This is a genomic window from Arthrobacter globiformis NBRC 12137, from assembly GCF_000238915.1.
Taxonomy (GTDB): Bacteria; Actinomycetota; Actinomycetes; order Actinomycetales; family Micrococcaceae; genus Arthrobacter; species Arthrobacter globiformis.
The window spans coordinates 18,937-41,870 of sequence record NZ_BAEG01000074.1 but is presented as its reverse complement, the minus strand read 5'-3'; the positions used below and the strand labels follow the sequence as shown (position 1 = coordinate 41,870).

Genomic DNA, 22,934 nt, shown 5'->3' with positions numbered 1-22,934 from the left:
TTCGGGGTGTGGCGTGCCGCAAAGCCATGCTCGCAGAGCACGCTTAATCAACAGCGACCGATCGGGCGGATTTATTCCGGCTACGCGGACTTGTTGCGGCGTTTGGCCACGACGTCGTGCGTGATCATGGTGGGCTGGGCCTTCTTGGCCACGACGTCCGCCGTGATGACCACGCTGGCGATGTCGTCCCTGCTGGGCAGGTCGAACATCACCGGCAGGAGGACTTCCTCCATGATGGCGCGCAGTCCGCGGGCTCCGGTTCCCCGCTCCAGGGCCTGGTCGGCAATCAGGTCCAGGGCGGCGTCGTCGAACACCAGCTCGACGCCGTCCAGCTGGAACATCTTCTGGTACTGCTTGACCAGGGCGTTCTTGGGCGTGGACAGGATCTGGATCAGGGCCGGACGGTCAAGGTTGGACACCGTGGTGATGACCGGCAGGCGGCCGATGAATTCCGGAATAAGCCCGAACTTCAGCAGGTCTTCCGGCATCACTTCACCGTAGGAGTCGGTGCTCTTGACCTCGTTCAGCGGCGCGCCGAAACCGATGCCCTTGCGTCCGGAGCGGGAACCGATGATGTCCTCCAGGCCGGCAAAGGCGCCGGCAACGATGAAGAGGACGTTGGTGGTGTCGATCTGGATGAATTCCTGGTGCGGGTGCTTGCGGCCGCCCTGTGGGGGAACCGAGGCAACCGTCCCTTCCAGGATCTTCAGCAGGGCCTGCTGCACGCCCTCGCCCGAAACGTCGCGGGTGATCGAGGGGTTTTCGCTCTTGCGCGAGATCTTGTCGATCTCGTCGATGTAGATGATGCCCTGTTCGGCCTTCTTGACGTCGTAGTCGGCGGCCTGGATGAGTTTGAGGAGGATGTTCTCCACGTCTTCGCCCACATACCCGGCTTCGGTCAGGGCGGTGGCGTCGGCAACGGCAAAGGGCACGTTCAGCCGGCGCGCCAGGGTCTGCGCAAGGTAGGTCTTGCCGCAGCCGGTGGGGCCAATCAGGAGAATGTTGGACTTCGCGATTTCAACGTCGTCGTGGTGCACGCCGTCCGCCAGTGTGCCGCTCTTGGGCGCATGGCCGGCCTGGATCCGCTTGTAGTGGTTGTACACCGCGACGGCAAGGGAACGCTTCGCCGGTTCCTGGCCAATGACGTATTCCTGCAGGAAGTCAAAGATCTCACGGGGCTTGGGCAGTTCGAAACTGCCCAGATCGGCGACCTCGGCGAGTTCTTCCTCGATGATCTCGTTGCAGAGCTCGATGCACTCGTCGCAGATGTAGACGCCGGGCCCGGCAATGAGCTTGCGCACCTGCTTTTGGCTCTTGCCGCAGAAAGAGCACTTGAGCAGATCCGCGCTCTCGCCAATCCGAGCCATATGTGAACCCCTTAGTATCTTGCCGCAAGGGCAGCTTTTGCACCGGTTGCTGGAATCACGGCCCTACCTGGCGGATCCGGCAATGATTACATCCACTCTAGGTCACATTCGGCCCGAGGGGTGGAAACCGGACGCCGGTGCGGTTCAAAAATCTAAACCCCACCGGCGTCCGTTACTGCTACTTACCCGGCCCGGGCCCGCATTTAGCGGGCAAGTGCCTGCGGCTTGATCTTGCGGGAATCGAGGACCTGGTCGATCAGGCCGTAATCCTGCGCCTCCGCGGCGGTGAGGATCTTGTCCCGCTCGATGTCGTTGTTGACTTGTTCCGGCGTCCGGCCGGAGTGCTTGGCCAGCGTGTCCTCCAGCCAGGTCCGCATGCGCATGACTTCGGCCGCCTGGATCTCCAGGTCGGACGCCTGTCCGCCCTGGCCCCCGGACAGCGCCGGCTGGTGGATCAGAACGCGCGCGTTGGGCAGTGCGAGCCGCTTGCCCGGCGTTCCCGCGGCCAGCAGCACGGCCGCGGCACTTGCTGCCTGGCCCAGGCACACGGTCTGGATCTCAGGGCGGATGTACTGCATGGTGTCGTAAATGGCGGTCATGGCGGTGAAAGAACCGCCTGGCGAGTTGATGTAGATGGTGATGTCGCGGTCCGGGTCCGTGGACTCCAGCACCAGCAGCTGCGCCATAACGTCGTCGGCAGAGGCGTCGTCCACCTGGACGCCGAGGAAGATGATGCGATCCTCGAAGAGCTTGGTGTAGGGGTCCTGGCGCTTGAAGCCGTACGGCGTGCGCTCCTCGAACTGCGGCAGAACGTAGCGGCTTGTCGGCAGGTTACCGGCAGACGATCCGAAATTGTAGTTCATGTTCATTGCTCCTGGATTCAGTTCTGTCGTGATGCCGGTTAGCTCTGGCCGTTGGATGACGCGTTCTGGGTTCCGCCGCCGCCGGCGACAGATCCCGCGTGCGCCGAGATCTTGTCGAAGAAGCCATATTCGAGCGCTTCGGTGGCGGTGAACCACTTGTCGCGGTCGTTGTCCTTGAGGATGGTTTCCACGGTCTGGCCGGTCTGGTCTGCCGTGAGCTCAGCCATGACCTTCTTCATGTGAAGGATCAGCTCGGCCTGGATCTTGATGTCCGAAGCCGTTCCGCCGATGCCGCCGGAAGGCTGGTGCATCAGGATGCGGGCGTTCGGGGTGGCGTACCGCTTGCCCTTGGTGCCGGAGGACAGCAGGAACTGTCCCATGGAGGCAGCCAGGCCGGTGGCGACGGTAACGACGTCGTTGGGGATGAACTGCATGGTGTCGTAGATGGCCATGCCGGCCGTCACCGAGCCGCCGGGAGAGTTGATGTAGAGGTAGATGTCCTTGTTGGGATCCTCGGCGGACAGCAGCAGCAGCTGTGAGCAGATGGCGTTCGCGTTCTCGTCGCGGACCTCGGAGCCAAGCCAGATGATGCGCTCTTTCAGCAGGCGGTTGTAGATGTAGTTGTCCTGGGCTGCAGGATCGACGGTTGCCATGCGGGGGGCCGCTGCTTGCTGTGACATGTGTACTTACCTCTCGCTGGTGACGGTGACATCACTGAACGACATCACTGAACTTCACTACTTGGACACTAACCGCTTTCGGGGCGGATTTGTTCGTCGGAATCGCGCTGTTCGCTGACGGCGCACGATTGCCCGCGGGAGCCGTACACCGGCCGTTAACGCGCCAGCCCCCGGATCCGAGGACCCGGGGGCTGGCGGCACTGATACGTGCAGCTGCTAGAACTTCACGGCTGCGGGATCGTCGTTCGCGACGGTCTCGCCGGCCTCTTCAGCTTCGGTTTCCGCTTCGGCTTCGACGGCCTGAGCCTCTTCGCCGCCGGGGCGGACGAAGTCGCTCAGGTCGACCTTGTTGCCCTCGGAGTCGGTGACCTCGGCCTGGCCCAGGACGACGGCCAGCGCCTTACGGCGGCGGACCTCGGAAACCATCATCGGAACCTGGCCGCTCTGGTCGATGATCTGGGCGAACTGGTTCGGGTCCATGCCGTACTGGCTGGCGGTGGTGACGATGTAGTCGATCAGCTCGTTCTGGCTGACGCCCACTTCTTCCTTCTCCGCGATGGCGTCGAGGATGATCTCGTTCTGGAAGGCGCGCTCGGTGTTGGCCTTGACCTCGGCGCGGTGCTCTTCGGTGTCGTGCTCGCCTTCACCGTGGGAGTTCTCGGCCTTGAAGTGCTGCTCGAGCTGCTCTTCGACGACGGATTCCGGTACCGGAACCTCAACCAGCTCAACGAGTTTGTCCAGGACCTTGTCGCGGGCCTCGACGCCCTGTTCGACGACCTTGGAGTCGGCGGCCTGCTTGGCGAGGTCCTCGCGCAGTTCGGCCAGCGTATCGAACTCGGAAGCCAGCTGGGCGAAGTCATCGTTCGCCTCGGGCAGCTCGCGCTCCTTGACGGACTTGACGACAACCTTGACCTGCGCGGACTCGCCGGCGTGGTCGCCGCCCACGAGGGTGGTGTCGAAGATGGCGTCCTCGTCAGCGCTCAGGCCGGTGACGGCCTCGTCCATGCCCTCGAGCATGGTGCCTGCACCAACCTGGTAGGACAGGCCGGAAGCGGAGTCCACCTCGGCGCCGTCGATGCTTGCGGTGATGTCGATGCTGAGGAAGTCGCCGTCAGCGGCCGGGCGCTCCACGGTCTTGAGCGTGCCGAAGCGGCCGCGCAGCTCGTCCAGGGCCTTGTCGACGTCGGCGTCGGAGGACTCGGCTGCGGCAACCTCGACCTTGATGCCGGAGTAGTCGGGCAGTTCGATTTCGGGGCGGACGTCGACCTCGGCCTGGAACTTCAGCTCGCCGTCGGTGGCGGAGGGGTCCGGAACCTCGGTGATCTCAACCTCGGGACGGCTCAGCGGGCGGATGCCGGATTCCTGGACGGCCGCCTGGTACCAGCCGTTGAGGCCTTCGTTGATGGCGGTCTCCAGTACGTAGCCGCGGCCGACGCGCTGGTCGATCAGCTTGGCGGGAACCTTGCCCTTACGGAAGCCAGGAACCTGGATCTGCGAAGCAACAGTCTTGTATGCCTCGTCGATGCTGGGCTTCAATTCCTCAAAGGGGACCTCAACATTGAGCTTGACCCGCGTGGGGGTGAGGTTCTCGACAGCGCTCTTCACGGTCTAAGTACTCCTGGTTTTGTTGGATGGGTTCTGCAAACGCGTTGTTGTGACCAGGCCTGGGGCCCGGGCCGCAGAGTCGGGGTGACAGGATTTGAACCTGCGACTTCCTGCTCCCAAAGCAGGCGCTCTAGCCAAGCTGAGCTACACCCCGTAATGCACAGGACAGTCTACGTTCATCCCTGCCGCGATTGCACATTTGACACTGGGGGCATGAATTAGGTTTAGTTATATCCGGCTTGAACAGCCGCCGAAGAAAAGCCCAAAGGCCAGTGCGCCGGAACGCTTTCCTCGGGGACGTAGCTTAATGGTAAAGCCTCAGTCTTCCAAACTGATTACGCGGGTTCGATTCCCGTCGTCCCCTCCACTGAAAGAGGCCCCTCGATGAGGGGCCTCTTTCGCGTTAACCGGGTCTAGGCGTGGCCCCGGACATCCACGGTGCCCAGGGTGAGGCGCGCTTCGGCCTGGAGGAAGGTCCCGACCCGCTCCGCCTGCCGGGCCAGCTCCTCCAGCTGGGATGCCCCCGCCGGCTGAAACAGTTCCGCGGTGATCTCCAGTTTCTTTCCGGACCGGCGTTGGTGCCACAGTCCGCGGACGACGCCGTCGATGACTATGACGGGATAGTTACCTGCCTGCCCCCTGGCCAGGGCACGGGTACTGGCCACGCCCGGGAACAGCAGATTCCGGGGCTGGCCTGCCACCACATATGAATCAAAGTAGGGAAGCAGCCTGATGCCCGACGGTTCCGCGGCGATGTCCCCGGCGTCGCTCCGCAGCACCCAGGCCAGCGTCCCTGCCACGGTGACCTGGGCCAGCTCTCCGCGGTGGGCATCGAAGAGGCCGGACGCCCACTCGCGCGGAACCGCCAGCCAGCGGGCGAAATGTGCCGGCGTAGCGGGTCCGTATGCCTGCAGGTAGGCCCGGAGGAGCCAGCCAAGCGCCGGCGCGGCATCAGCCGGCCGGAACCCGGGAAGCAGCTGCCCGGGGCCGCGGTATGTCGATGCCCTGCCCCTACCGGCGCCAAAGGACAGGGCCCCGCGGATGCCCGCGGTCCCCATCGCCGCGCGCCAGCGAGGCCACATGGTCTGGAAGGCGGGCATCACCGGTTCAGCCGCCCAGGCGCCGGTTCTGGCGACTATGGCGTCATTGAGTTCATCGGCGGTCAGTTCGCTGTCCCGCAGGGCGTCTGCAATGGCGGCCACGATCTGGTCCGTCTGGCCGGGCGTCAGGAATTGTCCCAGCGCCGGGTGGGACGGAACGGCACCCAGGGCGCCCGTCCACTGCGAGAGGTCGGCCGCGGGCAGCAGGTGCACGGTGCCGCGTGGCCCGAAGGTCCTGACAAGGGTTCCGTCATCCCAGAGTGCTTTGCGCACGTCGGACCGGGAAATTCCTGCGCCGCGCATCCCTACGGACAACTCTGCGGCCTGCATTACCTGGGCGTGCGCGCCGCACATGGCCCGCACGATGCCGGCCGGGGTGGCTGTTTGCGAAGGAGCCGCCAGCCAGTGGCGCTCCAGGCGCCTGGCGCAGACCTGCGCCCACGAATACTCCCGTACCGGCCCATCAGCCACCGCCCGTCACCTCCCGTCTGAAGCCGGCCGGCTCAGGCGGTCTGCTGGCAGGACGGACACCAGTACAGTTTGCGGGCGGCGTGTTCGGCCAGGGCAACCGCGGTGCCGCAGACGCGGCAGGGCTGGCCCTGCCGGCGGTAGACAAAGTGCGCCTCCTCCCCCGGCGGAAGCTGATCACTCCGGGTCCAGAAGCCGGCGGTGGTGGTGATGATCCGCCCGTCGCGGACGCCGTCGGCCATCACCGCGGCCGTGTCGTCCCAGAGGAGGCCCGCGGCATCCGCCGTGAGCGCACGGCCGGAAAGCAGGGGGTCGATCCGGCCACGGAACAGCACTTCAGCCCGGTAGACGTTCCCGACGCCGGCGATCACCTTCTGGTCCATCAGGAGTGTGGCGAGCGGGGTCCGTTTCGCCAGGATGCGCCGGACGAAGTCGTCCCGGCTGCCGCCGGTGTTGTGGAGAGGATCGGGGCCCAGCCGGTCCAGCACCGCTGCCGCCTCGGCCTCGGTGATGGCCGCGCAGGTGGTGGCGCCGCGCAGGTCCGCCCAGCCATGGTCACTCACCAGCCGCACCCGTACGGCTCCCACCGGCGCCGGCGGTCCGGCGTACCCGGCCTGTGCAGTACCGGTTGTGGGACCAGTACCGTCGTCTGCCACTTCCCGCTCCCCTACCCTGCGGGGCGCGCCGATGCTGGAGGCACCGCGGAACTGGCTGTCCCCGCCGAAGTCCCAGGCCCCGTAGAGGCCCAGATGCACGTGCAGCACCAGCCCGTGCTCGAAGTGCAGGAACAGGTGCTTGCCGTGCGCGGACGCGTGCATCATGGTGTGCCCGTCCAGCAGGGCGGCGCCGGCGGCAAAGCGGCCCTGCGGGCTGCTGACAGCCAGCCGCCCGCCGGCGAACACGTCACCGAACTGGCGGGCCAGCCGGTGGATGGAGTGGCCCTCCGGCACTATTCGACGATCTCGCCGGTGGTTTCGTAGGTGGCGATCTTGCCGATGCGGCGGACGTGCCGCTCGTCGTTGCTGAAGGGTTCCTGCAGGAACGCCTCGATCAGTGACGTGGCTTCCTCGACACTGTGCTGGCGCCCGCCGACGGCCACGACGTTGGCATCGTTGTGCTCGCGGGCCAGGGTCGCGGTGGCGTGGTTCCAGGCGAGGGCGGCGCGGACGCCCTTGACCTTGTTGGCGGCGATCTGTTCGCCGTTTCCGGATCCGCCCAGCACGATGCCCAGTGCGTGGACGCCTGCTTCCTGGTCCGCCACCACTGCCAGCGCCGCGTTGATGCAGAAGGACGGGTAGTCGTCCAGGGCGTCGTATTCCTTCGGGCCGTGGTCCACCACGTCGTAGCCGTTCGCCGTCAGGTGCTTGACCAGATGGGCGCTCAGCTCCATGCCGGCGTGGTCGGTGGCGATGTGGACCCGCGGAAATGCAGGGTTTGTTGTCACGGTAGGTTCCGTTCAGTCATGAGCACCGGGGCGCAGCCGGGCTGGTACAGGTCAAATCAACAGATCCAAGAGTACTCGGTGTGCCTACGCCGGCGGGGTGTGCCTCCCGGGCAGTTACGCGGCAGTTACGCTTCCGCGTCGCCCTGAGCTGGCGGGCGGGTGTCCGGCGGGCGGGTGTCGCGGCGCGCCCTTGCCGCCACACGGGTGAGCACCTCCGCCAGAAGGGCAGCTGAGTCGGGATTTCCGCCGCTGACGGCCAGCCGGTGGCCGTCGGTCTTGCGGACCACGACGGCGGGGCCGCTGCTGACGAGCACCGCTGCGGTTCCGTCGTGGTTGCGGTAGCCCCAGCCGCCGTAGTCGGCGGCGCGGACGTCGGCCGGATGGGCTGCCGAGATGGCGGTCGCGGGGACATCGATGACTCGCAGGATGCCGGCGAGGAAGACACGCAGTCCGCTGCGGTCCGCGGTGACCCTGGCGAACAGGAACGCGGCCCCGACCACGGCGGCCGCCACCAGCAGGGCCCCCAGCCACGGCACGGCGATGGCAATCAGTGAAGCGGGAAACAGGCTGGCGATGGCGATCATGACAAAGACGGAGCTGCGCGCATGCACCCAGAACCGCACGGAATCCCCGGCCAGATCGGGATCGAGCTCCTGCTCCAGCGCGCGCTGCAGGGCGCGGTCATCCTCGGGGGTCCACTGGTGGTCCGCCTTGAAGACGAACCCGATGATGACCCCCAGGGACAAGGCGGCACCGCTGCCCGATGCCAGGACAATCACATCCACGCTGGATTCCCGGGCGTCCGCCACCCCGGCCTGGCCCACCAGGGCGGCCGCCAGCACGGAAGTGACAAAGAGGCTCACCGTCAGCCCGGCGCCCATCATGATCCGGCGCATCACGGTGGGCCGCGAGAGCGGCACCGCCTGCAGCAGTACCAGCCAGCCGATGAGGACGATCAGGGCGGCCCCGCCGCCCACAAAGGCGGGGAACGGCGCGAAGGCGGTACCGCCGTCGTTATTCCACATGACCGCCAGCGGCTCCGGCAGATCCGGCCGCAACAGCGCGGCACAGACCGCGAACCCGGCAGCAAGCAACACGGGGAAGCCGATCGCGAACCGCAGCGCCTTGGTGTCCACTGCATCGAGGAACTTTCCCATGCCTTAACGCTACCCCTGCGCGGGCCGGCTGGAGAGGACACCCGCAGCCAATGGACCAGCCACGTGAGCCAGGTAACTTGCCAAGCGGCGCCGAAATGAAACAATGGCTTCACAGTGATGCAACTGCGCTCGTGAACACCGGGCGCAGCAGCCCGCGGGCCGGGCCAGTCCGGCCACCACAACCTCTGGAGGCACAACCTTGCCAGGCATGAACCTGACCCGCGCCGAAGCACGCGAGCGCGCCGCCCTGATCGCCGTCGACTCCTACGATGTCAGCCTCGACCTGGCCAGGGGTGAGACTGTCTTCGGTTCCACCACCACCGTCAGGTTCGCGGCAACGCCCGGATCGTCGACGTTCATCGACGCCGTGACGGATGCCGTCCACAGCGTGACACTGAACGGCCGCGCACTGGACCCTGCCGAGGTCTCCGACGGTGTCCGGATCCAGCTGCCGGACCTTGCCGCGGACAATGAGCTCACCGTGGTGGCGGACGCCCCCTACATGAACACCGGCGAAGGCCTGCACCGCTTCGTGGACCCGGTGGACGGCGAGGTGTACCTGTACACGCAGTTCGAGGTGCCGGACTCGCGCAGGATGTTCGCCGTCTTTGAACAGCCCGACCTCAAGGCCACCTTCCGGTTCCGCGTCACCGCGCCCTCGCACTGGGACGTCATCTCCAATTCCCCGACGCCGGAGCCGGTGGCGGCCACGCCGGGGAACGACGGCGGCGCCCGCTCGGTCTGGGACTTCACGCCCACGCCCCGCCTGTCCTCATACGTCACCGCGCTGATCGCCGGCCCGTACCAGTCGGTGCGCAGCGACGTCACCAGCTCGGATGGCCGCGTTGTGCCGCTGGGCGTCTTCGCCCGCAAGTCCCTGATGCAGTACCTGGACGCGGACAACATTTTTGAGCTCACCCGGCAGGGATTCGAGTTCTTCGAGGCCGAGTTCGGCTGCCCGTACCCGTTTGAGAAGTACGACCAGCTCTTTGTGCCGGAGTTCAATGCCGGCGCCATGGAGAACGCCGGCGCGGTCACCATCCTCGAGGGCTACGTCTTCCGCGGCAAGGTCCCGGAGGCGCAGGTGGAACGCCGCGCCATCACCGTGCTGCACGAACTGGCCCACATGTGGTTCGGCGACCTCGTGACCATGCGCTGGTGGAACGACCTCTGGCTCAACGAGTCCTTCGCCGAATACATGTCGCACCTGGCAGCGGTGGAGAACACCAAGTTCCAGAGCGCCTGGACCACGTTCGCCTCGGTGGAAAAGTCCTGGGCCTACCGCCAGGACCAGCTCCCCACCACCCACCCGATCTTCGCCGAAATCGACAACCTGCATGACGTCGAGGTGAACTTCGACGGCATCACCTACGCCAAGGGCGCCTCAGTGCTGCGGCAGCTCGTGGCCTGGGTGGGGCCGGACAAGTTCATGGCCGGCGTGCGCGAATACTTCGCCAAGCATTCCTGGCAGAACACCGAGCTCGGCGACCTGATGGTCGAGCTGGAGAAGGCCAGCGGACGCGACCTGGACCAGTGGGGACGCCTGTGGCTGGAAACGGCCGGGGTGAACTCGCTCAAGCCAGAGCTGGCAGTGGATGCGGACGGCACCATCACGTCGTTCACAATCCTGCAGTCCGCGGTTGCCGAGCAGCCCACCATCCGGCCGCACCGCCTGGCCGTAGGGTTCTATGACCTCACCGACGAGGGCACGCTGGAGCGCGTGCACCGTGAGGAGCTGGACGTCGATGGCGAACGCACCGAAGTGCCGGAACTGGCCGGCCTCAAGCGGCCGGACCTGATCCTGCTCAACGACGATGACCTCGCCTACGCCAAGGTGCGCCTGGACGAGCAGTCCCTCGCCACGGCCACGGCGCACCTGAAGGATTTCCGGGAGAGCCTGCCGCGGACCCTGGTGTGGGGCTCGGCCTGGGACGCCGCACGGGACGGGGAGAGCCCCGCCCGCGGATACGTCGACCTGATCCTGGCCAATATCGCCTCCGAGTCTGATTCCTCGGTGATCCTGGTGCAGCTGCGGCAGCTGGCCACGACGCTCACCTTCTACGTGGCTGAGGAGCACCGCGAAGCCACCACCGTTGCCGCCGTCGACCGTCTGTGGGAGCTGGCAACGGATGTGCCGGGCGGGTCGGATGCCCAGCTGCAGTTCGTCAAGTCGTTCGCGCTCCTGGCCCGCAGCGGGGAGCAGCTGGACCAAATCGCCGGGCTGCTGGACGGCTCGGTCACCCTGGCCGGGCTGACCGTGGACCAGGACCTCCGCTGGGAGCTTGTGGCCGCCCTCGTGGCCGGCGGCAGGCTGGACCAGGCGGACATCGATGCGGAACTGGAGCGGGACAACACCTCCAGCGGCCAGAACGCGGCTGCGCTGGCCAAGGCTGCCATCCCCACCCCGGAGGCCAAGGCGGAAGCCTGGGAGTCGATCGTGGTCAAGGGCGATCTCTCCAACGCCATCCAGGCCTCGGCCGTCGCCGGCTTCACGCGGGTGCTGGACACAGCGCTGCTCGAGCCGTACTCGGAGAAGTACTTCGAGGCCGTGCCCGGGATCGTCGCCGAACGGACGCATGCGCTGGCCCAGCAGATCGTCATCGGACTGTACCCGGCGCAGCTGACCAGCCAGGCCACCGTGGACCGGACCGACGAATTCCTGGCGTCCCTGCCGGAGGAGAGCGCTGCGCTGCGCCGGATGATGCTGGAAAACCGTGACGGCGTGGCCCGGGCGCTGCGGGCCCGCGCGGCGGATGTCTAGGACGGGCCAGTGGCTCTCGGCGAACACCACTACGCGTTAACGGTCCGCTGGACCGGCAACCTGGGAAACGGCACGTCGTCCTACCGGGACTACTCCCGCGACCACGACATCGAGATTCCCGGGCTGCCGGTCCTGCAGGGCTCGGCCGACCCCACCTTCCACGGGGACCGCTCCCGGTACAACCCCGAGCAGCTGCTGCTGGCCGCGCTGGCGCAGTGCCACATGCTCTCCTTCCTGCACGTCGCGGTGAGGCATGGCGTGGTGGTCCTGTCCTATGAGGACAACGCCACCGGAATGATGCGGCTGAACCGCGACGGGAGCGGCCAGTTCGAAACCGTGACGCTGCGCCCACAGGTGACCGTTGCGGATCCCGGGCACGTTGCGCTGGCGGAGCAGATGCACCACGAGGCCAACCAGGTGTGTTTCATTGCCCGTAGCGTAAATTTCCCCGTACTGCACGCTCCTGTTACCACAGCCGGAAGTCCTTAGCCAGCGGCAGACCCCGCTAGGCTTAAAACTGACCAAGGAGCGGCCGGTCTCCCCGGTAAGCGAGGAGACCGGCCGCCGCCGGACAGCAGCAAGGAGCCTTCCTGCAGATGTACAGCATGTTCACAACGCCCTCGGCCTCACTGGAGCCCACCGGACTTGACCTGGCCGGCGTGGCCATCAGCCTCGGCGCAGGCATCGTCCTGTGGCTGATCGCAAGTTTCCTGATCGCCAGGATCACCCGGCGCGTGGCGAACGGCACCACACTGTTCAAGAAGCCGCACTTCCGTTGGGTGGCGCCAGCGTTGCGCGCTCTTGACCATGAGCGGCGCGTGCAGCGGGCCCAAACGATCGGCTCGCTACTGAAGAGCGGCATCGGTGTGGTCATTGCGGTCATCACCAGCATCTACATGCTGAAGAATCTCGACGTCGACGTGGCGCCGCTGCTGACCAGCGTGGGAATCCTCGGTATCGCCATCGGCTTCGGCGCCCAGCAGCTGATCAGGGACTTCCTCGCGGGGATCTTCATCACCATCGAGGACCAGTACGGCATCGGCGACACCATTGAAACCAGCGAGGTAGTGGGCATCGTGGAGTCGATCGGGCTGAGGATCACGCGCGTCCGCGACGAGAACGGCGCCATCTGGTACCTCCGCAACGGTGAGATCCTCCGCGTAGGCAACCGGTCGCAGGGCAACTATGTGCCCCCGGCGGAGCCAGAGGAAACAGCAGTGGAAGCCGAGCACGCACCCCAGCAGAAGGCCGGAGAGTAGCCATGACCATCCCATCCCTCCCCACCCCGCCGGAGCCGGGCGTCCGCAAGCCGCTGATGCGCAACGACCCCTTCAGCCAGCCGGGTTATACGGACAACTTCTACGACGCCGTCGGCGGCCACGAAACGTTCGTAAAGCTCATCGACGTCTTTTACGACGGCGTCGCCACCGATCCGCTGCTGCGCCCCATGTACCCGGAAGAGGATCTGGGCCCGGCCAAGCGGCGGTTCCTGATGTTCCTGGAGCAGTACTGGGGCGGCCCCACCACCTACGGCGAGGAGCGCGGCCATCCCCGGCTGCGGATGCGCCACATGCCGTTCCGCGTGACGCCCGAGGCCAAAGAACGGTGGCTGCACCACATGCGGACGGCGGTCGATTCCCTGGACCTGCCACCGCTGTATGAGGGCACGCTGTGGGACTACATGGAACGCGCGGCCCTGTCCATGGTGAACAGCCCGTCCGACACCCAGGGCTGACGCCGGCTGCTCCCGCGGCCTAAAGCAGGCCGGCGCCCGTCCGCGCCAGCACGTGTCCGCGGCTGCCGCTGAGCCGGAACCAGCGCCCCGAACGGTAAAGCTTCTGTTCGCCCTCGCCCAGGAATCCCAGGGCGAGGGCGGCGAACGCCGCTCCCGCCGGCACGCCGTGCCGGCCCTCCAGCCCGCGTCCCCAGACGGCGGCCCGGGCATTGTTCACGATCATGGCTCCGGGCTTGTCAGGGACGATGCCTGCCACTTCGGCGATGCCGGCTTCGGCGGCCTGCCGCAGTTCAGCGTCGGGCACGGTGTCCACCAGTTCCCAGCCGCTGCGCGGCGCGCCCACGCCGGCCCATGATTCGGTGACGGTCGACGGCGGGACCGGAAGATCGGCGTCGTTCTCCCCTGCCCGGGCCAGCCGGTCGAGGACGGCAGCGAGCGGAACCGTGACGTCAACAGCAGACGGCTCTGCCAGCCCCATGGTGCGCAGGCCGAGAATCGTGGGGGTGGACTCCCCCAGGATCCGGGGGCGGAGCACGCAGACGTAGGCTGCCAGCACCGTGCCGGCGGCCTGCAGGCGGATGGCACCGTCATCGATGGCCTTGGCGCGGGTGACGAAGGTCTTCAGATCGGCGAGATCGCGGGGGTCGGCGAAGCGGAAGGACTGGGTAAGGAGATCAGACACGTTAAGAACACTACCGGCTGGGGCTCGGTTGAGCGGTGCCGGGGCGCAGTCTAGAGTCAAACCATGACTGAAGCGGACGCCGGATTGCAGGCCTTGCCCACGAATGACCCCACGAACTCCCTGATGGAACTGCTTGACCTCGGCGAGCTGGAAGGCGCCCGCACCGACGAGGACATCTTCATGGGTCCGTCCCAGCGCCAGCCGCACCAGCGCGTCTTCGGCGGCCAGGTCCTGGCCCAGTCCCTGGTCGCAGGAATGCGCACCGTGGACGAGGACCGCACCGTCCATTCCATGCACGGCTACTTCCTCCGGCCGGGCGACGCGAACAAGCCCATCACCTTCGGGGTCCAGCGCTTGCGGGATGGCCGCTCGTTCTCGGCGCGCCGCGTGCACGCCTACCAGGACGGCACGCCGATTCTGTCCATGATCGCCTCGTTCCAGGCCGGCGACGACGGCATAGAGCACCAGTCCGAGATGCCCGCCGGCATCCCCGATCCGGAAACACTGCCCAGCACCGCTGACCTGCTGGGCAAGTTCGACCACCCCGTCGCCCGGCACTGGGCGTACGAACGGCCGTTCGACATCCGCCATGTGGATCCCGCCCTCTATGTGGCCGCCACCGGGAAGAAGGAGGCACGCAACGCCGTATGGATGAAGACCTTCAGCCCCATGCCGGACAACGCCAACACGCACCGTGCCGCGCTGGCCTACGCCAGCGACTACACGCTGCTCGAGTCAATTCTCCGCAAGCACGGGCTGAGCTGGATCACGCCGGGAATGAGCGTGGCGAGCCTCGACCACGCCATGTGGTGGCACCGCCCCGTCCGCGTTGACGAGTGGCTCCTGTATGTGCAGGAATCGCCCAGCGCACAGGGGGCGCGCGGCCTGGCCACCGGCAAGATCTTCAACCGGGACGGCCTGCACGTGGCGTCCGTGGCGCAGGAGGGGATGGTCCGGGTGCCGACCGACATCAAGAGCAAGGTGGCCGGCGCGGTGCAGACCAAGATCCTGCAGCACCAGATGCGCAAGGCCTGACGGACTCCGCATACAAAAAAGGCCGGCCCCGGGCTTGATCTGTTTGACCAGATCAGCCCGGGGCCGGCCTTTTCGTAACCAGCGCGGAAGCTAGTCCCGGCGTGATTAGTCGCGGGTCAGGCGGCGGTGCGTGACGCGGTGCGGCTTGGCAGCGTCGGGACCGAGGCGCTGCACCTTGTTTTCCTCGTAGGATTCGAAGTTGCCTTCAAACCAGTACCACTTCGACGGGTTCTCCTCGTCACCTTCGTAGGCGAGGATGTGGGTGGCCACCCGGTCCAGGAACCAGCGGTCGTGGGAGACCACGACGGCGCAGCCCGGGAACTCCAGCAGCGCGTTTTCCAGGCTGCTGAGGGTTTCGACGTCGAGGTCGTTGGTCGGTTCGTCGAGCAGGAGCAGGTTTCCGCCCTGCTTGAGGGTCAGCGCCAGGTTCAGGCGGTTGCGCTCACCACCGGAGAGCACGCCGGCCTTCTTCTGCTGGTCCGGTCCCTTGAACCCGAACGCCGCAACGTAGGCGCGGGACGGCATTTCAACGTTGCCCACCTGGATGAAGTCCAGGCCGTCGGACACGACCTCCCAGAGGGTCTTGTTGGGGTCGATGCCGCCGCGGCTCTGGTCGGCGTAGGAGATCTTGACCGAGTCGCCGATCTTCAGCTCGCCGCCGTCGAGAGGCTCAAGGCCCACGATGGTCTTGAACAGCGTGGACTTGCCCACACCGTTCGGGCCGATGACGCCGACGATGCCGTTGCGTGGCAGGGAGAAGGACAGGCCGTCGATCAGAGTGCGGTCGTCGAAGCCCTTCTGCAGGTTCTTGGCTTCCAAAACCAGGCCGCCCAGGCGCGGTCCCGGCGGGATCTGGATCTCTTCGAAGTCCAGCTTCCGGGTGCGGTCAGCTTCGGCTGCCATTTCCTCATAGCGGGCCAGACGTGCCTTGGACTTGGTCTGCCGGCCCTTGGCGTTGGAGCGGACCCATTCGAGTTCCTCGGAGAGCCGCTTGGCCTGCTTGGCGTCCTTCTTGCCCTGGATTTCCAGGCGGGCGCGCTTCTTCTCCAAATAGGTGGAGTAGTTGCCCTCGTAGGGGTACAGGTGGCCGCGGTCCACCTCGGCGATCCATTCGGCGACGTGGTCCAGGAAGTACCGGTCGTGGGTGACGGCCAGGACTGCGCCCTCGTAGGAGGAGAGGTGCTGTTCCAGCCACAGCACGCTCTCGGCGTCCAGGTGGTTGGTGGGCTCGTCAAGCAGCAGGAGGTCCGGCTTCTGCAGGAGAAGCTTGCAGAGCGCCACGCGGCGGCGCTCACCGCCGGAGAGCAGGGTGACATCCGCGTCGGCCGGCGGGCAGCGGAGGGCGTCCATGGCCTGCTCCAGCTGGGAGTCCAGGTCCCAGGCGTCGGCGGAGTCGATGGCTTCCTGCAGGTGGCCCATCTCCTCGAGGAGTGAGTCGTAGTCTGCGTCCGGGCTCGCCATCTCCTCGGAGATGGCATTGAAGCGCTGGATCTTGCCGAAGATCTCGCCCACGCCTTCCTGGACGTTGCCCAGGACGGTCTTCTCCTCGTTCAGCGGCGGCTCCTGCAGCAGGATGCCCACGGTGTAGCCGGGGCTCAGCCGGGCTTCGCCGTTTGAGGGGGTGTCCAGGCCGGCCATGATTTTCAGGATGGTGGACTTACCGGCACCGTTGGGGCCAACAACACCGATCTTGGCGCCCGGGAAGAAGGACATGCTTACGTCGTCGAGAATAAGTTTTTCGCCAACAGCCTTTCGGGCCTTGGTCATTGTGTAGATAAATTCCGCCATGGTTCCAAATCTAGTGGGTTGGCGGGCATATCTCACATTCGCGTCAGGCCGGGGCGCCTACGAAGCACTTCCCGTTCGACAGCGCCGGCAGCACGGCCACGGTCACCTTTCCATCCCGGATCTGGCCGATCACACATTCCTTGCCCTGGACCGCCGCCGCTTCCATGGAATCCACGTCGAGGCCGGTGGGTGTGCGCCCCGCCGATACCTCAAGGTTCCGCGCCGGAACACCCGCCGCTGTGAGTGCCGCGGTGATGTCAGCCGCAGCAGGTTTGGAATTGGCTGCGACAACGCTTCCCAGGACGTCGGCCATGGTCTGCTGCAGCTTGGCCGTGGTCGCCGAAGCCGCAGGCGCTTTGGTGGCCGCCGCAGAAGCTGACGCTTTTGCCGGCGCCGAGGCCGATGCCGACGCCGATGCCGCCGCGGCTGGCTGCGCGGCCGCCTTTGCTCCGGCGGACTGTCCCTGCGCCGTTTGCTTCACGGTGGCCTGATCCCCTGGTGCCGTGCAGGCGGCGAGCCCCGACAGCAATACAGCCGCCAATGCGAGCCGGCCGGCAACGCCCCGGGCATTTCCGCTGGTACCAGTTGCTCCCCGGGCACCGGTTGCCTTGCCACGGAATGCCCTGTTCCGCCGGAGTGTCATCGCTCGCATCACGCAGCCATTCTGCCATGCGGCACCGCCAGGGGGTGCGGTGCCGCACGCCACCGGCGCTCAGGCAGCCGCTCCGGTGAGTTCGCCCGTTTCCGCATCGAGTTGCATCTCGTCGCCGGCACCGTCCACGAAGATGCCTGCTGCGGCCGGGTCTTCATCGGATTCGTCGTCTTCCTCCCGGTCCTCGTCGGCCCCGTCCCCGTCCATTACCGAGGACCCGGTAGCGCTGCGGTCACCGTTAGCGGAACCAAAGGCGTCGGCGGCGTGCGGGTTGCCGGAATTGCGGATGAAGTTGGCGGTGCCCCACTTGAGGTCGTGGCCCACGGCGTCGGCGTCGATTTCGGCGTCGTGGTAGACGCGGCCGTCCTTCTCCCAGCTGCGCATTTTCAGTTTGCCCACAATGATGACGCGCTGGCCCTTCTTGATGCTGCAGCCCATGTTTCCGGCCAGCTGCCTGTACCCCTGGACGGTGAACCAATTGATGTTGCCGTCCACCCAGGCATTGGCGGTGCGGTCGTACCGCCGTTCGGCGGAACCAAGGCGGAACGAAGCCGTGGGGACGCCCCCTGGAGTGGTGGAACTGCGGATCTCCGTGGCAACGAAGCCGCGGACAGTAATGGTGTCGGTCATCTTGGTGTCCTGTCTCGAATTGTCCTGCCCCTTGCAGGCATTCCAAGCATCAACCGGCAGCAGCGCGACAGCGAGAGCCGATGTTCCGTATGTGGAAAACCGGAACGGCGAGGCCCGGGACGCAAAGGTGAATCGGCGCGGCGCCTGACGCTCGTGGCACGCAAGTCAATGTAGACTTTTTAGGCGCCAGCAATGTGCCGGCCAGCCATTGCCCCAGTAGCTCAGGGGATAGAGCAGCGGCCTTCTAATCCGCCGGTCGGGGGTTCGATTCCCTCCTGGGGCGCGTTTGTGGTGAGTCGAGACATCCTTTACGGATGAGTCGGGTCATCGTTGACACCCCGGTCTTCGGACCGGGGTGTTTTTCTTTGCCCACCGGCAATTGCAAAGCATGCTTACTATGATGCGCAGACTGTGCCTATGATCGGACTGGGCGCCGGCGACGTGCACAGGCCGGCCAACCTGGACCAACAGTCGAGGAAGGAACACCCGCATGCAGCACAGCCAGCCGGACGAAAGCCCCGCCAATCCAGAGACGCCCCGGCCCTCGAGCTCCGCGGCAGGTCAGCCAGGCCCCGCAGTGCCCCCGGAACAGGCACCCACAGGAGCCGCCGCAGGTACCGCCGCGGCCAGCCGCCATCCCGGGGCCGCCGCCATCCCGGGCTACGACGGAACTGCCTCACTGCAACCCGGCGCGGCAGAGCCCGATCGGCGTGTGACCCGTGCCGGGATGATCTGGGCGGCAGTAGCCTCGGCGCTGGTGGTCCTGGTGCTGCTGATCGCCTTCATCCTGCAGAACCAGGAACTCGTGCAGGTGAAGTTCTTCGGACTGGAGGGGGCGGTGTCGCTCGGGATGTCCCTCTTCATCGCGGCAGTGGGCGGAGGTGTCCTCGTCGCGATGGCCGGCGCAGCCCGGATCATCCAGCTGCGCGCTGCTGCGCACCGGCGCAGGGTACAGGCCGGCCGACAGCGGTAGAGCCGCGCCTCAGGCCACCCCGGTCAGGTCTCCAGGTACTCCTTGAGGTTGCCAAGCACCATGCCCCAAAGGTTTTCCGACTCCGCGGCCTCGCCATCACTCTTGTTGTTGCCCTGCCTGATGCTGACCCGCGTGCCCTCCGCCACGGGCTCCAGACCGTACTCCACGGTGTGGTAGTTCTCCGGCTCGTCGGGAAGTCCGGATGTAGGGCTGTAGTGGGTGATGCGCAAAAGCTCGTTGGGACGGGCTTCCAGCACGGTCCCTTTGTCCCGGTAGGACTTGCCCTGCCACTCTCCCTCGAACGTCACAGGCTCACCTTCCCGCCAGGTGGACGTGACATGCGTGCCGAGAAAGTATTCCTTGACGTCTTGCCGGATCCGTCAGTGCCTGCCAGACCCGCTCCGGCTGTGCGGCGACAACAATGTTCGCCTCGGCATCCCTGAATTTTTTGTCCACGGCTTCCCCTCCTTGCGTCACCCTACCCGCCGAGAGGCACCGGCGTAAGGGCATAGTGGCAGAGGGGGCCAGACAGAGCGAGGTCCGGTCCCGTGTCCGGGACCGGACCCCTGCTCCGGCCGCGTTCTTGCCGGGTTTAGGCGAAGGGCTGCACCAGTTCGGCGTACCGGTCCTTCATCCTGGCCAGGACGCCGTCGCCGTCGGCATCCCAGATCTCCTGGTTGAAGATCTCCACTTCGATGTCGCCGGTGTAGCCCGCGTCCCGGACCCAGGTGCTGATCGTGGCGAAGTCAATCACGCCGTCGCCCATCATGCCTCGGGAGAGCAGCGCGTCCGCCGCGATCGGAAGGTTGAAGTCGCACACCTGGTAGGAGGCGATCCGGTTCTCCCTGCCGGCGCGCTCGATCTGGGCTTTCAGTTCCGGGTCCCACCAGACGTGGAAGGTGTCGACGGCGACCCCCACAGCCCGGGCGTCGTACGGCGCCGCCAGGTCCAGCGCCTGCCCAGCGTGGAGATGAGCGCGCGGTCGGCGGCGTACATGGGGTGCAGGGGTTCCAGCACCAGCCGGACGCCGTGCTCGACGGCGAACGGGACGAGGTCCCCGAGCCGGTCGGCCACGCGCTGGCGGGCAGCCACGACGTCCTTCTCCCCCGCCGCCAGACCCCCGACCACGAGGAACAGTTCCTGCGTGTCGAGGGCAACTGCCTCAAGGACCGCGGCCCTGTTGTCGGCGAGTGCCGCCGCCTGGCCGTCGGCGTCCGGAGCCGTGAGGAACCCGCCGCGGCACAGCGAGGAAACCCGCAGCCCGGCGTCCCTGATCAGCTTCGCCGCCTTGTCCAGCCCTGCGTCGGCCACGATGTCCCGCCAGGGCCCGATGGCGGGAATGCCTGCACGGGCGCAGCCGTCAACAGCCTCGGCGAGCGTCCACTTCTTGGTGGTGGCACTGTTGAGCGATAGCCGTGAAAAAGGGGACGGTTCTGAATTGAAGGTCATACTCCCACTCCGTTGATGCGAAGGAAATCGGACATCCGGAACGCTGCGAGCGCAGGGTCCTTCAGCAACCCTGCTTCGTCGGCCAGTTCAAAGGTCTTCGCCAGGTGCACCACGGAGCGGCCCGAATGCAGCCCGCCAACCATCTGGAATCCGGGCTGCTTGCCGTTGAGCCAGGACAGGAAGGCGATCCCGGTCTTGTAGTAGAACGTGGGGGCACTGAAGATGTGCTTGCCCAGCTCCCGGGTGGAATCCAGGATGGCACGCGCTTTGGCGGCCTCTCCGGCGTCATAGCTCTGCAGCGCCGCGGACGCGGCCTGATAGATTGCCGCGAAGATCCCCAGCAGGGCATCCGAGTGGAGGGTGCCGTCGCCGTCGATCAGTTCCGGGTAGTTGAAGTCGTCGCCGGTGTAGAGGCGGACACCTTCGGGAAGAGCTGCCCGCAGCGCCACCTCATGCGACGCGTCCAGCAGGGAGACCTTAACGCCGTCCACTTTGTCCGCATTCTCGCGGATGAGCGAAAGGAAGGTCTCCGTGGCCACGGAGACGTCGTCCGAGCCCCAGTAGCCGGCCAGTGCGGGGTCGAACATGGTGCCGAGCCAGTGCAGGATGACGGGCTGGTCGGCCTCCTGCAGCAGCGTGGAGTAGACCTTCACGTAGTCCTCGGGACCGGACGCCACCCGGGCCAGTGCCCGGGAGGCCATGAGGATCACCTTGGGTCCGGCCTCGCTGACGACGGCGGCCTGCTCGCGGTAGGCGGCGAGGACAGCCTGCAGGCCGGCTTCGCCGGAGGGCAGTGTGGCGAGATCCAGCTGGTCGGTGCCGGCACCGCAGGACACGAGGTCCCGGACCGTCATGCCGGCCGTGGCGGTCCCGCCGGCGGAGACCACGGAGGCCGCCTCCGCCCCGGTGCGCTTGATGAGCTGCTGGGTGGCGGGCCAGTCCAGGCCCATGCCGCGCTGGGCGGTGTCCATCGCGTCTGCAACACCCAGCCCGTAGGACCAGAGTTCGTGCCGGTAGGCCAGGGTGGCCTCCCAGTCGAGACGTGCCGGGGCGCCGGGGGTGTTGTCGGCGGTGACCTCGGGGATGACGTGGGCGGCCGCGTACGCCCGGCGGGATGTCAGCGGTGCCGTCGGTTTGGCCCAGGTGGTGGCGGAGCGGAGGCGGTACTCCCGGGTTCCGCCGTCGGATGTGGGAAGGATCAGTGACGTCATCAGAGCGTGATCTCCGGGATGTCGATGGTGCGGCGTTCGTCGCTGGACTGCAGGCCGAGTTCGGCAAGCTGCACGCCGCGGGCGGCGGAGAGCAGCCCGAAGCGGTGCTCGCGGCCGGCGACGACGTCGCGCAGGAACTCTTCCCACTGCAGCTTGAAGCCGTTGTCCAGCTCCGCGTTCGCCGGGACTTCCTGCCACTGGCTGCGGAAGGATTCGGTGACCGGAAGGTCCGGGTTCCAGACAGGCTTGGGCGTGTGCGCGCGCTGCTGCGCGACGCACTTGTTCAAACCGGCGACGGCGGAGCCGTGCGTGCCGTCGATCTGGAACTCCACCAGTTCGTCACGGTAGACCCGGACGGCCCAGGAGGAGTTGATCTGGCCGATGACGTCGTCACCGCCCGGGGTAACCAGTTCGAAGATGCCGTACGAGGCGTCGTCGGCAGTTGCCTTGTACTCGTTGCCTGCCTCGTCCCACCGCGCAGGGATGTGGGTGGCGGTCTTGGCGTTGACGCTCTTGACCTTGCCGATGATGCCTTCCAGGACGTAGTTCCAGTGGCAGAACATGTCCGTGGTCATTCCGCCGCCGTCTTCCTTGCGGTAGTTCCAGGACGGGCGCTGGGCCGCCTGCACGTCGCCTTCGAAGACCCAGTAGCCGAATTCGCCGCGGATGGACAGGATCCGGCCGAAGAATCCTTCGTCCACCAGGCGGCGCAGCTTGACCAGGCCGGGGAGGTACAGCTTGTCGTGCACGACGCCGGCGGTGACCCCGGCTTCCTTGCCGATGCGGGCCAGCTCGATGGCTTCCTCCAGGGTTTCCGCCGTCGGCTTCTCGGTGAAAATGTGCTTGCCGGCCGACATGGCCTTCTTCAGGGTCGCCGCCCGCAGGCTGGTCATGGAGGCATCGAAGACAACGTCGACAGTGGGATCGTTGATCACGCCGTCAAGGTCGGTGGTCCATTCCGAAATCTTGTGGAGCTCTGCCAGTTCGCGGATTTTCGCTTCGTTGCGGCCGACGAGGATCGGCTCGACCTGGACTTTGGTGCCGTCCTCCAAGGTGAAGCCGCCGGCGTCGCGGATCGGGAGGATGGAGCGCAGCAGGTGCTGGCGGTAGCCCATCCGGCCGGTAATGCCGTTCATGGCGATACGGATCGTCTTTGTTTCGAAGCCCATGAGTCCTCATTCAGTCGTGGTGGATAGTGAATCGGGAAAGCGCATTCCCGCTGCTTCTATAGTGCAGAACCGGAGCCAATCTGGCAAGCGCTTTCCTGACTTTTCTGCAACTGCGATAATGTGGGCATCAGCCGAGTTTCCCGAGGCTGGGGCCTGTTGAAGAGG

Annotated in this window: 21 protein-coding genes, 3 tRNA genes and 1 pseudogene; 8 read left to right on the top strand and 17 right to left on the bottom strand. The window is 66.3% G+C overall.

Annotation, left to right across the window (positions count from 1 at the left end; all coding sequences use genetic code 11):
- Positions 1 to 80: 80 nt before the first annotated feature.
- The 5 genes from clpX to ARGLB_RS13590 form a co-directional block, all read right to left on the bottom strand.
- Positions 81 to 1,367 carry an ATP-dependent Clp protease ATP-binding subunit ClpX gene (clpX, locus tag ARGLB_RS13610; RefSeq protein WP_003803395.1) on the bottom strand — a complete coding sequence of 429 codons (1,287 nt, stop codon included), beginning with the start codon at positions 1,365 to 1,367 and terminating at the stop codon, positions 81 to 83.
- 203 nt (positions 1,368 to 1,570) lie between these two features.
- Complete coding sequence (locus ARGLB_RS13605; RefSeq protein WP_003803394.1) at positions 1,571 to 2,230, bottom strand: ATP-dependent Clp protease proteolytic subunit; 660 nt, start codon at positions 2,228 to 2,230, stop codon at positions 1,571 to 1,573.
- Positions 2,231 to 2,268: 38 nt separating this feature from the next.
- Positions 2,269 to 2,883 carry an ATP-dependent Clp protease proteolytic subunit gene (locus ARGLB_RS13600; protein ID WP_003803391.1) on the bottom strand — a complete coding sequence of 205 codons (615 nt, stop codon included), beginning with the start codon at positions 2,881 to 2,883 and terminating at the stop codon, positions 2,269 to 2,271.
- 243 nt (positions 2,884 to 3,126) lie between these two features.
- Positions 3,127 to 4,515 (bottom strand): trigger factor, encoded by a 1,389-nt coding sequence (tig, locus tag ARGLB_RS13595; protein WP_003803389.1) that lies wholly within the window; start codon positions 4,513 to 4,515, stop codon positions 3,127 to 3,129.
- A gap of 79 nt (positions 4,516 to 4,594) precedes the next feature.
- Positions 4,595 to 4,669, bottom strand: a tRNA-Pro gene (locus ARGLB_RS13590).
- A 139-nt stretch (positions 4,670 to 4,808) separates the two neighbouring features.
- Between ARGLB_RS13590 and ARGLB_RS13585 the strand changes: the two genes are divergently transcribed.
- Positions 4,809 to 4,882: transfer RNA gene (locus ARGLB_RS13585), tRNA-Gly, on the top strand.
- Between the two features lie 46 nt (positions 4,883 to 4,928).
- Here the strand turns inward: ARGLB_RS13585 and ARGLB_RS13580 are convergent.
- The 4 genes from ARGLB_RS13580 to ARGLB_RS13565 form a co-directional block, all read right to left on the bottom strand.
- Positions 4,929 to 6,086 (bottom strand): winged helix DNA-binding domain-containing protein, encoded by a 1,158-nt coding sequence (locus ARGLB_RS13580; protein ID WP_003803387.1) that lies wholly within the window; start codon positions 6,084 to 6,086, stop codon positions 4,929 to 4,931.
- Positions 6,087 to 6,118: 32 nt separating this feature from the next.
- Positions 6,119 to 7,033 (bottom strand): Fpg/Nei family DNA glycosylase, encoded by a 915-nt coding sequence (locus tag ARGLB_RS13575; RefSeq protein ID WP_003803386.1) that lies wholly within the window; start codon positions 7,031 to 7,033, stop codon positions 6,119 to 6,121.
- Positions 7,033 to 7,527, bottom strand: coding sequence for a ribose-5-phosphate isomerase (locus ARGLB_RS13570; RefSeq protein ID WP_003803384.1), 495 nt, complete (start codon positions 7,525 to 7,527; stop codon positions 7,033 to 7,035). Before ARGLB_RS13570 ends, ARGLB_RS13575 begins: the two co-directional genes overlap by 1 nt.
- A gap of 125 nt (positions 7,528 to 7,652) precedes the next feature.
- Positions 7,653 to 8,684 carry a hypothetical protein gene (locus ARGLB_RS13565; RefSeq protein ID WP_003803382.1) on the bottom strand — a complete coding sequence of 344 codons (1,032 nt, stop codon included), beginning with the start codon at positions 8,682 to 8,684 and terminating at the stop codon, positions 7,653 to 7,655.
- A 208-nt stretch (positions 8,685 to 8,892) separates the two neighbouring features.
- Between ARGLB_RS13565 and pepN the strand changes: the two genes are divergently transcribed.
- The 4 genes from pepN to ARGLB_RS13545 all read left to right on the top strand — a co-directional run bounded on the left by pepN (position 8,893) and on the right by ARGLB_RS13545 (position 13,180).
- Positions 8,893 to 11,445, top strand: coding sequence for an aminopeptidase N (gene pepN / locus ARGLB_RS13560; protein WP_043419160.1), 2,553 nt, complete (start codon positions 8,893 to 8,895; stop codon positions 11,443 to 11,445).
- A gap of 9 nt (positions 11,446 to 11,454) precedes the next feature.
- The gene (locus tag ARGLB_RS13555; RefSeq protein WP_003803378.1) at positions 11,455 to 11,934 is read left to right on the top strand and encodes an OsmC family protein; all 480 of its coding nucleotides are present in this window, start codon (positions 11,455 to 11,457) and stop codon (positions 11,932 to 11,934) included.
- Between the two features lie 107 nt (positions 11,935 to 12,041).
- On the top strand, positions 12,042 to 12,704 hold the full coding sequence (locus ARGLB_RS13550) for a mechanosensitive ion channel family protein (RefSeq protein WP_003803377.1): 663 nt from the start codon (positions 12,042 to 12,044) through the stop codon (positions 12,702 to 12,704).
- Between the two features lie 2 nt (positions 12,705 to 12,706).
- Positions 12,707 to 13,180: a globin gene (locus ARGLB_RS13545; RefSeq protein WP_003803375.1), complete on the top strand. Its 474-nt coding sequence runs from the start codon at positions 12,707 to 12,709 to the stop codon at positions 13,178 to 13,180.
- A 19-nt stretch (positions 13,181 to 13,199) separates the two neighbouring features.
- On the opposite strand, the gene ARGLB_RS13540 is transcribed toward ARGLB_RS13545, so the two are convergent.
- A complete protein-coding gene (locus tag ARGLB_RS13540; protein ID WP_003803373.1) occupies positions 13,200 to 13,862 on the bottom strand; it encodes a DUF8185 domain-containing protein in 663 nt (220 codons plus the stop codon).
- Between the two features lie 63 nt (positions 13,863 to 13,925).
- Between ARGLB_RS13540 and ARGLB_RS13535 the strand changes: the two genes are divergently transcribed.
- Positions 13,926 to 14,897, top strand: coding sequence for an acyl-CoA thioesterase (locus ARGLB_RS13535; RefSeq protein ID WP_003803371.1), 972 nt, complete (start codon positions 13,926 to 13,928; stop codon positions 14,895 to 14,897).
- 105 nt (positions 14,898 to 15,002) lie between these two features.
- Here ARGLB_RS13535 and ettA read toward each other — a convergent pair whose 3' ends face one another.
- From ettA to ARGLB_RS13515, 3 genes are all read right to left on the bottom strand, one after another.
- On the bottom strand, positions 15,003 to 16,685 hold the full coding sequence (gene ettA, locus ARGLB_RS13530; protein ID WP_003803368.1) for an energy-dependent translational throttle protein EttA: 1,683 nt from the start codon (positions 16,683 to 16,685) through the stop codon (positions 15,003 to 15,005).
- A 43-nt stretch (positions 16,686 to 16,728) separates the two neighbouring features.
- Positions 16,729 to 17,166 carry a DUF6993 domain-containing protein gene (locus ARGLB_RS24140; RefSeq protein WP_245531539.1) on the bottom strand — a complete coding sequence of 146 codons (438 nt, stop codon included), beginning with the start codon at positions 17,164 to 17,166 and terminating at the stop codon, positions 16,729 to 16,731.
- 231 nt (positions 17,167 to 17,397) lie between these two features.
- Positions 17,398 to 17,967 (bottom strand): single-stranded DNA-binding protein, encoded by a 570-nt coding sequence (locus tag ARGLB_RS13515; RefSeq protein WP_003803366.1) that lies wholly within the window; start codon positions 17,965 to 17,967, stop codon positions 17,398 to 17,400.
- 210 nt (positions 17,968 to 18,177) lie between these two features.
- On the opposite strand from ARGLB_RS13515, the gene ARGLB_RS13510 reads away from it, so the two are divergent.
- Together ARGLB_RS13510 and ARGLB_RS24135 are read left to right on the top strand one after the other, a co-directional pair.
- Positions 18,178 to 18,250, top strand: a tRNA-Arg gene (locus ARGLB_RS13510).
- 207 nt (positions 18,251 to 18,457) lie between these two features.
- Entirely contained in the window at positions 18,458 to 18,940 is a 483-nt protein-coding gene (locus ARGLB_RS24135; RefSeq protein ID WP_003803364.1) for a LapA family protein, read from the top strand.
- A 23-nt stretch (positions 18,941 to 18,963) separates the two neighbouring features.
- Here the strand turns inward: ARGLB_RS24135 and ARGLB_RS13500 are convergent, their stop codons facing one another.
- The 4 genes and pseudogenes from ARGLB_RS13500 to ARGLB_RS13485 all read right to left on the bottom strand — a co-directional run bounded on the left by ARGLB_RS13500 (position 18,964) and on the right by ARGLB_RS13485 (position 22,769).
- Positions 18,964 to 19,248, bottom strand: a complete 285-nt coding sequence (locus tag ARGLB_RS13500; protein WP_003803363.1) for an SRPBCC family protein — start codon at positions 19,246 to 19,248, stop codon at positions 18,964 to 18,966.
- A 284-nt stretch (positions 19,249 to 19,532) separates the two neighbouring features.
- Positions 19,533 to 20,389, bottom strand: a pseudogene (locus ARGLB_RS13495) (sugar phosphate isomerase/epimerase family protein).
- Positions 20,386 to 21,600 (bottom strand): dihydrodipicolinate synthase family protein, encoded by a 1,215-nt coding sequence (locus ARGLB_RS13490; RefSeq protein ID WP_003803358.1) that lies wholly within the window; start codon positions 21,598 to 21,600, stop codon positions 20,386 to 20,388. Before ARGLB_RS13490 ends, ARGLB_RS13495 begins: the two are co-directional and overlap by 4 nt.
- Positions 21,600 to 22,769 (bottom strand): Gfo/Idh/MocA family protein, encoded by a 1,170-nt coding sequence (locus ARGLB_RS13485; protein WP_003803356.1) that lies wholly within the window; start codon positions 22,767 to 22,769, stop codon positions 21,600 to 21,602. The genes ARGLB_RS13490 and ARGLB_RS13485 overlap by 1 nt, the downstream gene beginning before the upstream one ends.
- Between the last annotated feature and the right edge of the window lie 165 nt (positions 22,770 to 22,934).